Source organism: Armatimonadota bacterium, from assembly GCA_025059775.1.
Classification (GTDB): Bacteria; Sysuimicrobiota; Sysuimicrobiia; order Sysuimicrobiales; family Sysuimicrobiaceae; genus Sysuimicrobium.
This window is the reverse complement of the sequence record JANXCW010000010.1, coordinates 85,285-98,572: the sequence shown is the minus strand read 5'-3', so window position 1 is coordinate 98,572 and position 13,288 is coordinate 85,285. Positions and strand designations below refer to the sequence as shown.

The window sequence follows — 13,288 nt, the reverse complement described above, 5'->3', positions numbered from 1 at the left end:
TGATCAACACGGGCACAAGTGAGCTCACTCATAGTAAGCCTCCTGAGACAATTTAGCTTGGACTACTCCCTTTTCCCTAATCGCGTGGGGATACCCGGGAGCACCAGAACTCCTGGGCCTCCACACCTCCACACACCCGAACCCCTGGCTGTTCTTCGATCCCAATCCGGCGTCGAGGGCCATGCGGAAGTAGGGCTCGGGGGCACGGAGCTCATACACCCCACTCCACCCCTTGATGACCGTACCCTTGTACAGGACGATATGCTGGTTGCGGGCACTCACCCGTGCGGGCCGGAAGGAGGCAGCCTCCTCCGGGATGTCCTCGCCCGTCCAGGCCCGGACCTTGCGGCGGAGGTTCGACAGCACTAAGCGTTCGAATTCATCCTCCGGGGGTGCGTAGTAGTATGTCTTTTTACGGCCGTCCGGGGTGAAGAGGGTGCTGTAGACCACGACAGGAGACAAAGCCCGTAGGAGCACGGGGTTCTGGTAGGGCTGTTGGAACTCCACCTCTACGGCCTCCACGGCAAACCGGGCCGGGCCCAGCCGCAGGATGCTATTGGTGACGAGGTGCAGGGCGAAGGACTCCAGAAACGGAACCATGGGGGAGGCCACCACCAAGCGCAGGGTGCCCTTGGGCTCCAGCCAGCCACCCTCCACCCGGCAGGGGCCCAGAAGTCGGGAGAAGGTGAAGAGCTTGAGGCGGCGAAGGCCCTCCGGGATTCCCTCCTCGTGCAGGGCCCGGGCCAGGTGCTGGTCCAGGTGGGTGTAGATCAGGGCCTGGAGGTACTCGTTGTAGTGCACAGGAAGCCGCTCACCGGGCTTCTCCGGATGCAGACGAAGCATGAGCCGCACGTGGGGTCCCCCCTTTCGGGCTTCCCCGATTCGCTCCTCTACCCCGCGTTCCTGCCCCACCTCCCTGGGGCCGAAGACCTAACCAAATTATAATTATACCGAATTATACCGACACCGCGAGCACGCGGCAGACGTCGATGGGCCACCCCTTCACGCGATGGAAGTACAGGGGGTGGTCCACAGAGGGGGGTCGGTGGGGTGGGCTGGTTCGCCCAGGAAGTGGCGGGCCACCCGATGGCTTCGGAGACGCTCTTCCTCGGTGCTGAGCCCTACCTCTACCCGGCGGTAAGTGTGCAGGAGAGTGCGGATCTGGAGGTAGGTGCCCAGGAACTGCGGGGCCACCTCCTCTGTGTGCGAGAGCCAACGCACCACCTCCGGATGATCCACGGCCAGGCGGACGGTGCGGCCGTAGCGGCGGGCAATCCACAGGGCTCGCAGCACGGCCCGCAGCAGCACGCCGCGGAGGTCGCCGGCCTCCACCGCTCGCCCCAGTTGCCGCAGGACCCGGCCCCGGCCCGACCGGATCACGATGCCGTACGCAAACCGGCCCTCCCGCTCCGCGGCGCTGACAAGAACGTGCACCCGGTACACCTCCATGAGCCTATACCCACCTCTCCAGCACCAGCCCCAACACGAACAGTAGACCAATGAACCCCAGTTTCAGTCCCGCGCCCCGGCGGTCGTCGTACCACAGGGACCACGGATCTCCGGGATCGCGCCGGGTGCTCCGGACCGGAGCGGTCACGACCGCACCTCCGGATATCGGCGCAGCAGTCCCACCACCTTCCCCACGATCCGGAACGGTTCCCGGATAGGTGGGTAGGCGGGGTTCTCCGCGCGGAGGAGGTAGCGCCCATCTTCTACCCCAAGCCGCTTCACCGTGGCCTCCTCCTCGACGAGGGCCACCACCAGATCTCCCGGGAGGGCCGTCTGCTGGCGGCGTACGACCACGAGATCCCCATCGAAGATCCCGGCGCCCACCATGCTGTCCCCCCGAACCCGGAGGAGGAAGCATCCTTCCTGCCAGCCCAGGTTTCTGGGGACCGGGAGGAAGTCCTCGATGACCTCCTCCGCCACGGCTCCCCGGCCCGCGGCCACCCGGCCCACGAGCGGCAGGTGGACCACGTCTTCGCTCCCCAGGGGTTGCAGGAGTTCCAGGCCCCGCATCCGGTGGGGAATTCGGCGCAGGTAGCCCTTCTCCACAAGCGCGCGCAAGTGGCGCTGGGCCGTGGCCGGGGAGCGCAGACCCAGGTGCTCCGCCACCTCCCGCACCGAGGGAACCACTCCGCGCTCCCGGATGCACCGGGTCACGAACTCCAGAGCCTCCCGCTGGCGTCGGCTAAGCGTCTTCATGAGCACCTCCCATCCTCAGTATGGCGAACATATATTCGCATGTCAAGCCCAAAATCCCCTATCGGCAGGTTACGGATATGTGAACAGATGTCCGCTAGGAGGCTAGGAGGGAAGTAAGGAGGGTAGGGTCTATGTTACCGCCGCTCACCACGGCCACGGAGGGGACCTGAGGGGTGTCGAGGAGGGCCGCGGCCACGGAGACTGCACCCGAGGGTTCGGCCAGCACCTTCCCTTCGAGGAGCAGGAGGCGGGTGGCGGAGAGGATCTCGTTTTCCGGCACGGTCACGAAGGCGTCCACGAGTTGGGAGGCGATCCCCCAGGGGAGCTCTCCGGGCTCTGCGGCCCGGAGTCCGTCCGCCACGGTCTCCACCCGGTGTAAGCGCACGCGGCTTCCCGCCCGCCTGGAGGCGAAAAAGCAGGCGGCTCCTTCGGGCTCCACCCCGATCAGTCGTACCTCGGGATTGAGGGCCTTCACCGCCACCGCGATCCCGGAGATGAGGCCGCCTCCCCCGCACGGCACGTAGATCCTCTTCACCTGTGGACACTGCTCCAGGAGCTCCAGACCGACGGTCCCCTGACCCGCGATGACGTCGGGGTCGTCGAAGGGCGGGACGTAATGCAGGCCCTGCTCTTGAGCCAGCCGCAGGGCAAGCGCGATGCGCTCCGCGGTGGTGCGGCCGCACCGGACCACCTCGGCCCCCAGCCGCTCAATGGCCCGGAGCTTGGTGGGTACTACGTCCTCGGGAAGCACCACCACGCATCGAACTCCCAGCTCCCGGGCCGCGTACGCCACCGCCTGCCCGTGGTTGCCGCTGCTGGCGGTGATCACCCCACCTGCGCATGCCTCCCGATTCCGGAGGATGTGGTTGAAGGCACCCCGCGGCTTGAAGGAGCCGGTGACCTGGAGGGATTCCAGCTTGAGGAAAAGCGGGAACTCCCACGCCCACAGGCGCACCAGCGGTGTGCGCATCACTCGGCCCTCCAGCCGGCGGGCCGCCTCGCGCACCTCCGCCAGGTCGGGAGGGGGCCTACGGATCACCTTAGATCTTAGATCTGGATGTCGATAATGGCGGAAACACCCACCCCCACTACCCGGCGCAGGTGTCGCCAGGGCTCCAGGCTATCTACGGGGATGAGGGCCCGGATCTGGAACACCCCCTGGTAGTTGGCATCCACCGCCGCCACCGCCTGCACCCGCCGGACCGCGGCGGCAGGACCGGCCACCTGGGCGGCGCCGATGGTGGCCCGGCCGGGCGCGTTGAGGCCGATGGAGACGCTGAGAATGGGGACCACCTTGGTGGTCTGCTGGGTGGCGGCGTCCCGGGAGAGCAGGAGGCCGTTGATGAAGTCGTTGATCTGCGGACCGAACATCCGCACCGCGGCCCCGACCCCGATGACCTTGATGAGGGACGTGATGTCCTGGGCGTAGGCAATGGTTCCGCCCGCGGCGAGGGCCAAGCACAGGATCAGGACTACCGCCGTATTCTTCCTCATGGTGTTCCCTCCGAGGAGTGTCCTCCTCCAGTGTACGGGGTCCTGGGCGGACCGGTTCACGGCTCCTGCAGGAGCCGCAGGAGCATCTGGGCGTTCCTGACACTACTGCCGCGCACGTGGTTGTTGAACATCAAGAACAGCCGGTCTACCTCTTGGGCAAGGGAGCGGGCCCGGTAGGCCCACGGCCGCAGCTCCTCCTCGGCGTAGCAGTAGTCGTAGACCTCCAGGGTGGTCGCCCCTCGTCTGCTCCAGGCGGCGGCGTTCCGACCGTGGAACCGTACCACGGACCAACTGGAAGTCACCGCCACCTCCGGCGGGACGGTCCAGGGAAGGTCGGGCTCGTCGGGCACGGTGTAGATGAAATCCAGGGCCCGCAGGCTCTCCAGGGTCTTCCGGCGGTTCGGTGGCACAAGCCAAGAGCGGTGCCGGAACTCCACCGCCACCCGGTAGTCCCTCAGCATGGCCCGGATGTGCTCCAGCTCCGTGAGGGCTTTTTGGGAAAACGTCGCCCACCGGGGGAATTGGAAGAGCACGTATCCAAGCCGGCCCGCCTGCTGGAGGACCCGCAGGAACTCCAAAAACGCCTCCCAGCACAGGGTCTCGACCTCCTCCGGGATCTCCTCCCGCACAAGGCGGGGCCTGTGGAGGAGCTCTGGAGGGAGAAAGGACTGGATGTGGGGAGGAAGCCGCCGGGGATCCACGCCGTGGCCGGTGAACAGCCCGAAGGCCTTCGTGTGCAGCAAGAACCCTGGGGGCGTCCACTCCCCATAGCGGCGGGCGAGGGCCGGAGGGAGGAGGGCGTAGTAGGTGGCATCCAGCTCTACGGTGGGAAAGACCGAGGCGTAGTACCGCAGCCGGAGATCCGGCCTGTGGCGCACCTTAGGAGGGTAGAAGTCGCCTTCCCGTACGAAGTGGGGATCGGCCCACGAGCAGGTGCCTACATACACCTCCGCCCGTCCCAGGCGCAGGGGGTAGGCGGCGGGAGGATGTTCAAACAGAGGCTCCGGCATCGGTGCGCGACTCCACCTGCGTGAGGAACGCCACCAACTCCCGGTGGAATTCCTCCGGCCGCTCCCGGGGTACCCAGTGTCCGCACCCGGTAAGGACCACGAGGCGCGCGTGTGGGATCCGGTGCGCGGCCTCCCGAGCGGATCCCACCGGTACCAGACGATCCCGGTCTCCATGCAGAAGCAGGGTGGAGGGGCGCAGTTCGTGCAGCCGGTCGAGGTAGCAGGTGCGCACAGCCTTTCGATCGAGCTCCGTGGCGAGCCACGCGTAAAAGAGACTCCGGGGTCCCCGCGTCCGCATCGCCTCCCGGATCTCCCGCAGCAGGTCCGGGGAGATGGCTCCGGGATCGGATACGATCCACCGGAGGCCCAGACGCAACAGGAACGGGTTCGGGGAGGCGCGCAGGCGGGCGAGGAGGGAGAGGAAAGGGGGAAGGCGTACGAGGCGGTAGGCGAGGGCGTGCAGGGGCACCCGGCGCATAAGGCCGTAGCTGGCCACCAGCACCAACCGGCCCACCCGATCCGGGTTTTGAAGTGCGAATCCCAAGGAGATGGCACCCCCCAAGGAGAGACCTACCAGGGCAGCCCGTTTGATCCCCAGAGCGTCCATGAAAGACCCGAACCACCGGAGGTACGCCTCCGTGGCGGGAGGACCGGGAAGAGATGGGGTGTGGCCGTGGCCGGGGAGGTCTGGGGCGATGACGCGGAAGTGTTCGGCCAGCACCGGAATGGTGGGCCGCCAGGTGAGCTCGGCACTCCCGAAGTCCGCTCCGTGGAGGAGGAACACCACGGGCCCCGAGCCGGCCTCCAGGAACCGGACCGGTACGCCCCCGGCGGGGATGCGGCTTTCCCTCACGCCCCACATAGCGATCCCAACGTCCGCTCAAAGTCCGGGAAGCTGGTGGCGATGCAAGCGGAATCCCGAACGATGCCCCCCTCCTCCGACAGCAGGCCCGCCACCGCAAAGGCCATGGCGATGCGATGGTCCCCGAAGGATTCCACCACTCCTCCCCGGATCCGGCCTCCTCGGATGACGAGGCCGTCGGGAAGCTCCTCGGCTTCGATCCCTACGGCCCGCAGGTTCAAGACGAGGGAGCGGATACGGTCGGACTCCTTCACCCGCAGCTCCGTGGCATCCCGGATGACCGTCTCTCCTTCCGCCGCGGCGGCGGCCACCGCGAGGGCTGGAATCTCGTCGATGAGCCGGGGGATGATCTCCCCTCGGATCTCCGCCCCGTGCAGCTCCGCGCCCCGCACCACCACGCACCCCACGGGCTCCCCGCCCTCCTCCCGCAGGACAGCGGCCTCCAATTGGGCTCCCATGGCGCGGAGGGCTTCGAGGACTCCCGTCCGGGTAGGGTTGAGGCCCACGTCCTCTACCACAAGCTCGGAACCGGGCTGCGCCGCGGCCGCCACCAGGAAGAAGGCGGCGGAGGAGAGATCCCCGGGAACGGTGAGCTCCAGGGCCCGGGGTTGGGCGGGTCCGGCCAGGGAGATCTCCCGTCCAACGGTCTCCACGGGCACGCCCATAGCTCGCAGCAGACGCTCCGTGTGATCCCGACAGACCTGGGGCTCAAGTACCGCGGTCCTCCCCTCCGCGGCCAGGCCCGCGAGCAGGATTGCCGATTTGACCTGGGCGCTCGCCACGGGGAGGGCGTAGCGGATGGGCCGCAGGTCTCCGCCCCTCACCCGCAGGGGCGCGAACCGGTCCTCGCGGGCCTCAAACCACGCGCCCATCTCCCGGAGAGGCCGCATGACCCGATCCATGGGCCGGCGGCGGATGGACGCATCCCCGTCCAGGGTGGCCTCAAAGGGGTGCTGGGCCAGAAGCCCGCACAGAAGGCGCAGGGTGGTGCCGGAGTTGCCCACGTCCAGGACGCGCTGAGGCGGCAGGAACCCCCGAATCCCACGGCCCCGCACCGTGAGGGTGTCGCCGTTGAGCTCTGCTTCCACGCCGAGCGCTTGCAGGCAGCGCACAGTGGATAAGGTATCCGCGGCGACCAGGAACCTCCTGGCCCTGGTGGTGCCGGAGGCCACGGCGCCCAGGAGGGCGGCCCGGTGGGAGACGGACTTGTCCGGGGGTGGACGGAGGCGGCCGCGCAGGCAGGCAGGGCGTACCACGAGCTCGGGCATGGCTACTGGGCACTCTGGAGGTCGGGCCGCAGCTTCTCGGCCTCCCCGAGGTATACGTGCACGATCTCCTCTTGAGGAAGGGAGGTGTTCACCAGCATGAGCACCCGGAGCACCCGGGTCATCGCCCCGGGTACGTCCATCTCCTGGCCGCAGAGCAGCGGGACCCGGTTCCATCCCATGTCGCGGGCGGCCTCCGCGGGAAAGGTGGCGTTGAGGTCCGGGGTGCAGGTGAAGATCACCGCGGCCACGTCCTCGGGTTCCACGGCGTTGGCGCGGACCATCTCCTGGAGCAGCCGACGGGAGGCTTCGAGGATCGCCTCCGCGGTGTTGTCCTCCACCCGGATGGCTCCGCGGATTCCCCGCACCTTCACCGCACTTCCTCCTTTCCCCGCGCAAGCCGCACCGCGGCCTCCAGTCCGAGGACGTAGCTCTCAGGCCCGAACCCTATGATGAGGCCCCGGACCACGGGTGCCAGCACCAGCCTTCTCCGGAAGGGCTCCGAAGCCCGCGCGTAGACGTTCGTGAGATGCACCTCCACCACAGGGAGGGATAGGGCCGCGATGGCGTCCCGCAGGGCGAGGGAGGTGTGGGCGAAGGCCCCAGGGTTCAGAACCACCGCCGCACAGTCCCGACGGGCCGCGTGCAGCGCATCGATGAGCTCCCCCTCGTGGTTGGACTGCACAAACCGCACTTCTACCCCCAGCTCCTCCGCTCGCCTGCGTACCTGCGCCTCGATCTCCGCCAGGGTAACGGTACCGTAGATCTGCGGTTCCCGCTCACCCAGCAGGTTCAGGTTCGGTCCTGAGAGCACGAGGATTTTCATCGCCGTGACTCCTGAAGGATCTCCAGGACGAGTGGGGGCTCCACGGAAACGCCCGTCCGTACCCTCCCGATGCGCTCCGGGAGCGAAAAACGCAACCTTCCCGCGCGCACCTTCTTGTCGAGGCCCATCCGGTTCAGGAGGTCGTGGGGATCTAGGGGAGGAAGGCGGGTTGGGAGGCCGGCCCGTGCAACGAGGGCTTCCAGCCGAGCCGCCTCCCCGGCCCCGAGCAAACCCATCCGCACGGCCAGCCGGGCTTCCGCTACCATGCCCTGGGCCACCGCCTCGCCGTGGGGGATCCGGTAGTCCAGGGCGGCCTCGAGGGCATGGGCCACCGTGTGCCCGAAGTTCAGGGCCTCCCGGGCTCCGTCCGTCTCCCGCTCGTCCGCCACGACGAACCGGGCCTTGATGGCCACGTTGCGGGCCACGAGGTCGGTGAGAACCCCCGGCTCCCGGCGGAGGATCTCTGGCAGGCGCTCCTCCAGCCACGCGAAGAGCCCCTCGTCCGCGATGGCCGCGTGCTTGATGGCCTCCGCAAGTCCCGCCCGCAGCTCCCGAGCGGGCAGGGAGTGCAGGGTGGCCACATCCGAGACCACCGCCGCGGGCTGCCAGAAGACACCGATGAGGTTGCGGGCCGTAAGGTTGAGGGCGGTTTTCCCGCCGACGCTCGCATCCACCTGCGCGAGCAGGGTGGTGGGGAGGAGGAAAAGGGGGATCCCGCGCATGTAGGTGGCGGCCACAAACCCTCCCAGATCCCCCACCACTCCCCCGCCCAGGGCCAGCACACCGGAAGTACGGTCCAGGCGGGAGGCGGCCATGGCCTCGTATACCCGGCGCGCGGCCGCGAGGGTCTTGCTGCGCTCCCCCGGGGGCACGAGGATCGGGGACGGCTCGATCCCCCAGGCCCCCAGGGCTGCGGCGAGTCTTTCGCCGTAGCGGCGCCACAAGGACGGGTGTGTGAGGAGGGCTGCCCGGCGGACTCCCACCCGGAGCAGGTCTAGGGCCACGAGCGGGAGGATCCCCTCCCCTACGTGAACGGAGTATCGGTGGTGGGGGAGGACCACCTCCACGGTGCGGCACTCGAGCTCCGCGATCCCCTCGAGGATGCGCTCCGCGGCCGCGGATACGGAGAGGTCCGAGGTGTCCACCACCAGGTCTGCCACCTCCCGGTAGCGGGGTGTGCGCTCCCGCAGGAGCTGTTGCGCGCGGCCCGCAGGATCCCCTTGCAGAAGCGGCCGGTTCGCACTACCGCCCACCCGCGCCAGGACCGTGGGGAGGTCAGCCTCCAAGAGCACAAGGCGGCAGGTGCGACGCAGCTCCAAAACGTTCGCGGGATCCATAGGAACCCCACCCCCGCACGCGATGACCGCGGGGTGCATGCGAGCCGCCTCCCGCACCGCCTCCCGCTCCAGGGCCCGGAAGGTAGCCTCCCCGTCCTGCACGAAGATCTCGGAAATGGAGCGTCCCGCTCGGAGCTCCACGAGTTCGTCCGTGTCCACAAAGGACCATCCCAACCGTCGCGCCAGCTCCCGGCCCACGCTGGTCTTCCCGCTTCCCATGAACCCGATGAGGGCAATGCTCCGCATGCGCTTACGGAGGGCTCCAGTGGATGCGGCGGAGATAGCGGTCGTAGGCCTCCCGCATCTCCTGAAGGGTGTCGGATCCGAACTTCTCACAGAGGGCGTCCGCGAGCACCAGACACACCATGGCCTCGCACACCACCCCCGCCGCGGGCACCGTGGTGACGTCCGACCGTACCACGGCCCCGGGACTGGGCTCCCGGGTGCGCAGGTCCACGGAGTGAAGGGGGGACCGGAGGGTGGCCAGAGGCTTCATGGCCGCCCGGATGAGGATGGGCATCCCGTTCGTGACCCCGGCCTCCAGCCCTCCCGCCCGGTTGGTCTCCCGGTAGAACCCCCGGGCGGGGTCGTAGAAGATCTCGTCGTGAGCCCGGGAGCCCGGAGCGGCGGCGATGGCAAACGCATCGCCGATGGCAACCCCCTTAATGGCCTGCACGCTCATCACTGCCTGCGCCAGGCGGCCATCGAGGCGCCGATCCCAGTGCACGTAGGAGCCTAGCCCCGGCGGAACGCCCAGGGCCACGATCTCCACGACCCCGCCCAAGGTATCCCCGCGGGCCTTCGCCTCGTCAATGGCCTCCCGCATGCGGGCGGCGGCTTCAGGATCCGCGCACCGCACCTCGCTCTCCTCCGCGGCCTGGGCGATGGCCTCCCAGGAGTCCGGGAGATGCTGCACGGAGACCCCACCCAGGGTGACCACGTGGCTGAAGACCCGGATCCCAAACTGCTCCAGCAGCAGCCGGGCCAGGGTGCATCCCGCTACCCGGGCTGCGGTCTCCCGGGCGCTCGCGCGTTCGAGCGCATACCGGACGTCGTCGAACCCGTACTTCAGGGCGCCCACGAGGTCCGCGTGTCCGGGCCGGGGGCGAGTGATGGGATTCTCATGAGTGCGCCAGTCCCGGTTCCACACGAGGATCGCCACCGGGGCTCCGATGGTGCGGCCGTCCAGCACCCCTGAGAGGATCTCCGCCCGGTCCTGCTCGATCTGCATCCGACCGCCCCGGCCGTAGCCCCGCTGCCGGCGTGCGAGCTGATGGTCCAGGGCTTCCGCGTCCACGGGAAGCCCCGCGGGAAGCCCCTCCACCACCGCCACGAGACCCCGGCCGTGTGACTCCCCCGCGGTGAGGAGGCGGAGCACCACGGGTCACTCCTCCAGTACGCCGATGGCCCGGAGCATGACCTCCACCGGCGCGGGCTTTCCGGTCCACAGCTCGAAACTGCTGGCGCCCTGATAGGCCAGCATCAGCAGCCCCCCGATGGTCCGGGCTCCCGCCTGCTGCGCCATCTGCAGCAGGCGCGTACGGGGGGGATTGTACACCAGATCGAAGACCGCCATGCGGTGGTGCAGGAATTCCGGGGAGGGGAGGGGGCTTGCGTCTCGATCCGGGTGCATGCCCACGGGCGTGGCGTTCACGAGGAGATCGGCCCCCACCAGGTGCGTCCGGAGGGCCGCGGGCTCGAGCGGATACGCCGCAAAGCGCACCTGGGGAAAGAGGGTGCTCATCTGTCCAGCGAGGAACTCCGCCCGCTCCACCCGCCGGGCGAAGAGAGCCACCTCCGCCACACCCTCCTGGGCCAGGGCCACGCACACCGCCCGGGCCGATCCGCCGGCCCCCAGCACCGCGGCCCGACATCCCGCCGGCCGGAAGCCCGCGTGCTCCAGGGTGCGGCGCACGCCCGCCACGTCCGTGTTGTAGCCGTACGCCCGGCGGCTCTCCCCGAAGACAACGGTGTTCACGGCCCCGCAGGCCCTGGCCACCTCATCCAGCCGATCCACGAGCTGCACCGCTGCTTCCTTGTGGGGGACGGTGATGTTGGCGCCCGCAAACCCCAGGGCCCGCAAGCCCCGTACCGCCTCCGGGAGATCCGAGGGAAGAACCCGCAGGGCCACGTACGCCCACCGCAGCCTCAGGGCCGCGAAGGCCGCGGCATGCATGCGGGGCGACAGGCTGTGGGCCACGGGGTCGCCCAGCAGAGCCACGAGCTGCGTTCCCGGTGGAATCTCCATGGCTTTTGCCTTTCATTTTAAGCCTTTCTACCCGTGACGGCTCCGCGAGGTGGCGGAGAAGCCAAGCAGGGCCGATCCTCCACCGGGTCGGCGGAATCCGCGAAGATGGGGCTTGGTTCTGCGGGCGTGTGCCAGGTACGGGGGGCTACGGAGCTGACAGGGAACGCACAGAGTGCTAGTGTAAGTGGATAACAAAGACCTCACGCTTCCGTTCCCGAGGGAGGCCATGCGCTACGAGGGTCAGACCCACTACGAGCTCCGGGTAGCCGGGGTCAGACGGCTGCTGCCCGTGGAGGAGGTCCGGCCGGGCGTGTGGGTGCCCTTCTTCCGGATGGTGGGAGATGTGGAGCTCACCAACGCCTGCGCCCGGGCGCTCGCGGCGGAGCTGAGACAGTGCGAGTTCGAGGTGCTGGTGGCCCTGGCCATGAAGTCCGCCGCCCTGGCCCACATGATCTCCACTTACCTCTCGGAGCCCCGCCACGGGCAGTTCTTCCCGTACGTGGTGTGCCGGCGGGCGGTGAAGCGGTACATGCGGAATCCCGTGGCGGTGGAGGCCCGCTCCATCATGGAGCCCGGGGCCCACACCCTCGTGCTCAACGGCCTCGACGCGGAGGTGGTGCGGGGTAGGCGGGTGGGGGTGGTGGACGACGTGGTGAGCACGGGGGGGACCTTCCGGGCCGCGACGGCCCTCATGGAACAGTTGGGAGCCCGCATCACCGCGAAGGCCGCGGTCCTGCTGGAGGGAGACGCCTACCGTGACCCCGAACTCATCCACCTGGAGCGCCTCCCTGTGTTTACCACGGACTGAGACCGCGTGGCGGGGCGGGCACGACCCGGACTGTATGCCCTGGGAGGTCTCGGAGCCTCCCTGCTCCTCCAAACCCTGGTCCTCTGGGTCTACCCCTTCTACGCACCGCCCACGGGGGACCGCCTCCTGCCCCCGGGGCAGGTGGGGTTGGCCCTGGCCCTGGGCCGTCTCACGAACGCGGTGGCAGAGCCGCTGGTGGCTTCCTGGAGCGACCGCCTCAGGTCCCCGTGGGGCCGTCGGCGCCCGTTCGTGGTAGGCGGGGCGCCGCTGCTGGCTCTGACCTTCGCGCTGGTGTGGATGCCGTCTCCCGGGCAGCCGTTCATCTCCCTGGCGGGACTGCTCTGCAGCTTTTTCTTCCTGTTCTCTCTGGTGGTGAACCCCTACCTTGCCATGCTGACGGAGTTCTGGCCCGGCAGGGAGCGCGTCTTAGCCGCGGTGGCACAGGCGGCGGGGAATGTGGTGGGCACGGGCATCGCCTACACCCTCTCCGCGTGGCTGGTGCACGGCTCTGGCTTTCCCGCCATGGGTGGGGCGTTCGCGGGGGCCGCGGTGCTGCTCCTGTGGGCCGCGAGCCTCGCGGTACAGGAAGGAGGGCAAGGAGGTCCGGAGCCCCTCAACCGCACCCTGGCTGAGGTCCTGGGCCGACCGCAGCTCCGGGCGTACTTGCTGAGCCTAGGGCTTGCCTGGGTGGGGCTCAGCCTCCTCCCGCCGGTCCTGGTGTTCTTCGCCACCGTGCTCATGGGCGTGGCCCTGGAGGCCGTGGGGAGGGTTCTCAGCCTCGCACTTCTCTCGACCCTCTGCGGACTCCCCGTGATCCTGACGTGGGGAAAGCGACTCGGCCCCCGACGGGCTTTAAGACGGGTGCTGGCCGTGGCGGTGCCCCTGCTGCCGCTGGTCTCCCTCATTGGCCTCGTACCCGGGATCCCCCCCCTGTGGCATGGATACGCCCTCATCGCCCTCGCGGGGCTTCCGCTCGCGGGGCTGTATGCCCTGCCCAACGCGGTACTGGCGGAGATCGCCGCGGGGAACGGGGGGCACGAGGCCCTGCACTTCGCCCTCCAGGGGGTGACGTTGAACCTGGCCAACGCCATAGCCGCGGCCCTCAGCGGCCTTCTGCTCTCCCTGGGATACGCGCCGGGAGAGGATCTAGGACTTCGCCTCGTCCCCCTCTGCTCTGCGGGGCTTTTGGGCGGCGCCCTCCTCGTGTTTCGGGTCCTCTGGCGGGAATAAAAT

The 13,288-nt window shown here is 68.8% G+C and carries 16 protein-coding genes; 2 read left to right on the top strand and 14 right to left on the bottom strand.

Annotated elements, in window-relative coordinates:
* Positions 1 to 24 precede the first annotated feature (24 nt).
* From cas6 to N0A24_08790, 14 genes are all read right to left on the bottom strand, one after another.
* Positions 25 to 843: a CRISPR-associated endoribonuclease Cas6 gene (cas6, locus tag N0A24_08855; GenBank protein ID MCS7173476.1), complete on the bottom strand. Its 819-nt coding sequence runs from the start codon at positions 841 to 843 to the stop codon at positions 25 to 27.
* A 159-nt stretch (positions 844 to 1,002) separates the two neighbouring features.
* A complete protein-coding gene (locus N0A24_08850; GenBank protein ID MCS7173475.1) occupies positions 1,003 to 1,449 on the bottom strand; it encodes a hypothetical protein in 447 nt (148 codons plus the stop codon).
* Positions 1,450 to 1,453: 4 nt separating this feature from the next.
* Positions 1,454 to 1,597 (bottom strand): hypothetical protein, encoded by a 144-nt coding sequence (locus N0A24_08845; protein MCS7173474.1) that lies wholly within the window; start codon positions 1,595 to 1,597, stop codon positions 1,454 to 1,456.
* A complete protein-coding gene (lexA, locus tag N0A24_08840; protein MCS7173473.1) occupies positions 1,594 to 2,205 on the bottom strand; it encodes a transcriptional repressor LexA in 612 nt (203 codons plus the stop codon). Before lexA ends, N0A24_08845 begins: the two co-directional genes overlap by 4 nt.
* Before the next feature lie 94 nt (positions 2,206 to 2,299).
* Positions 2,300 to 3,175 carry a threonine/serine dehydratase gene (locus N0A24_08835; protein MCS7173472.1) on the bottom strand — a complete coding sequence of 292 codons (876 nt, stop codon included), beginning with the start codon at positions 3,173 to 3,175 and terminating at the stop codon, positions 2,300 to 2,302.
* Positions 3,176 to 3,252: 77 nt separating this feature from the next.
* Positions 3,253 to 3,699: a hypothetical protein gene (locus tag N0A24_08830; protein MCS7173471.1), complete on the bottom strand. Its 447-nt coding sequence runs from the start codon at positions 3,697 to 3,699 to the stop codon at positions 3,253 to 3,255.
* A 56-nt stretch (positions 3,700 to 3,755) separates the two neighbouring features.
* The gene (locus N0A24_08825) at positions 3,756 to 4,709 is read right to left on the bottom strand and encodes a DUF72 domain-containing protein (GenBank protein MCS7173470.1); all 954 of its coding nucleotides are present in this window, start codon (positions 4,707 to 4,709) and stop codon (positions 3,756 to 3,758) included.
* A complete protein-coding gene (locus N0A24_08820) occupies positions 4,690 to 5,571 on the bottom strand; it encodes an alpha/beta fold hydrolase (protein ID MCS7173469.1) in 882 nt (293 codons plus the stop codon). Before N0A24_08820 ends, N0A24_08825 begins: the two co-directional genes overlap by 20 nt.
* Entirely contained in the window at positions 5,559 to 6,839 is a 1,281-nt protein-coding gene (aroA, locus tag N0A24_08815; protein ID MCS7173468.1) for a 3-phosphoshikimate 1-carboxyvinyltransferase, read from the bottom strand. Before aroA ends, N0A24_08820 begins: the two co-directional genes overlap by 13 nt.
* Positions 6,840 to 6,841: 2 nt before the next feature.
* Complete coding sequence (gene aroH / locus N0A24_08810; GenBank protein MCS7173467.1) at positions 6,842 to 7,204, bottom strand: chorismate mutase; 363 nt, start codon at positions 7,202 to 7,204, stop codon at positions 6,842 to 6,844.
* Positions 7,205 to 7,206: 2 nt separating this feature from the next.
* A complete protein-coding gene (gene aroQ / locus N0A24_08805; GenBank protein ID MCS7173466.1) occupies positions 7,207 to 7,662 on the bottom strand; it encodes a type II 3-dehydroquinate dehydratase in 456 nt (151 codons plus the stop codon).
* Positions 7,659 to 9,245 (bottom strand): 3-dehydroquinate synthase, encoded by a 1,587-nt coding sequence (aroB, locus tag N0A24_08800; GenBank protein ID MCS7173465.1) that lies wholly within the window; start codon positions 9,243 to 9,245, stop codon positions 7,659 to 7,661. The genes aroQ and aroB overlap by 4 nt, the downstream gene beginning before the upstream one ends.
* Positions 9,246 to 9,249: 4 nt before the next feature.
* A complete protein-coding gene (gene aroC / locus N0A24_08795) occupies positions 9,250 to 10,377 on the bottom strand; it encodes a chorismate synthase (GenBank protein MCS7173464.1) in 1,128 nt (375 codons plus the stop codon).
* 6 nt (positions 10,378 to 10,383) lie between these two features.
* Positions 10,384 to 11,247 (bottom strand): shikimate dehydrogenase, encoded by an 864-nt coding sequence (locus N0A24_08790; GenBank protein MCS7173463.1) that lies wholly within the window; start codon positions 11,245 to 11,247, stop codon positions 10,384 to 10,386.
* Between the two features lie 226 nt (positions 11,248 to 11,473).
* Between N0A24_08790 and N0A24_08785 the strand changes: the two genes are divergently transcribed.
* Complete coding sequence (locus tag N0A24_08785) at positions 11,474 to 12,055, top strand: phosphoribosyltransferase family protein (GenBank protein MCS7173462.1); 582 nt, start codon at positions 11,474 to 11,476, stop codon at positions 12,053 to 12,055.
* Positions 12,056 to 12,061: 6 nt separating this feature from the next.
* Positions 12,062 to 13,285 carry an MFS transporter gene (locus N0A24_08780; GenBank protein MCS7173461.1) on the top strand — a complete coding sequence of 408 codons (1,224 nt, stop codon included), beginning with the start codon at positions 12,062 to 12,064 and terminating at the stop codon, positions 13,283 to 13,285.
* Positions 13,286 to 13,288: the final 3 nt, after the last annotated feature.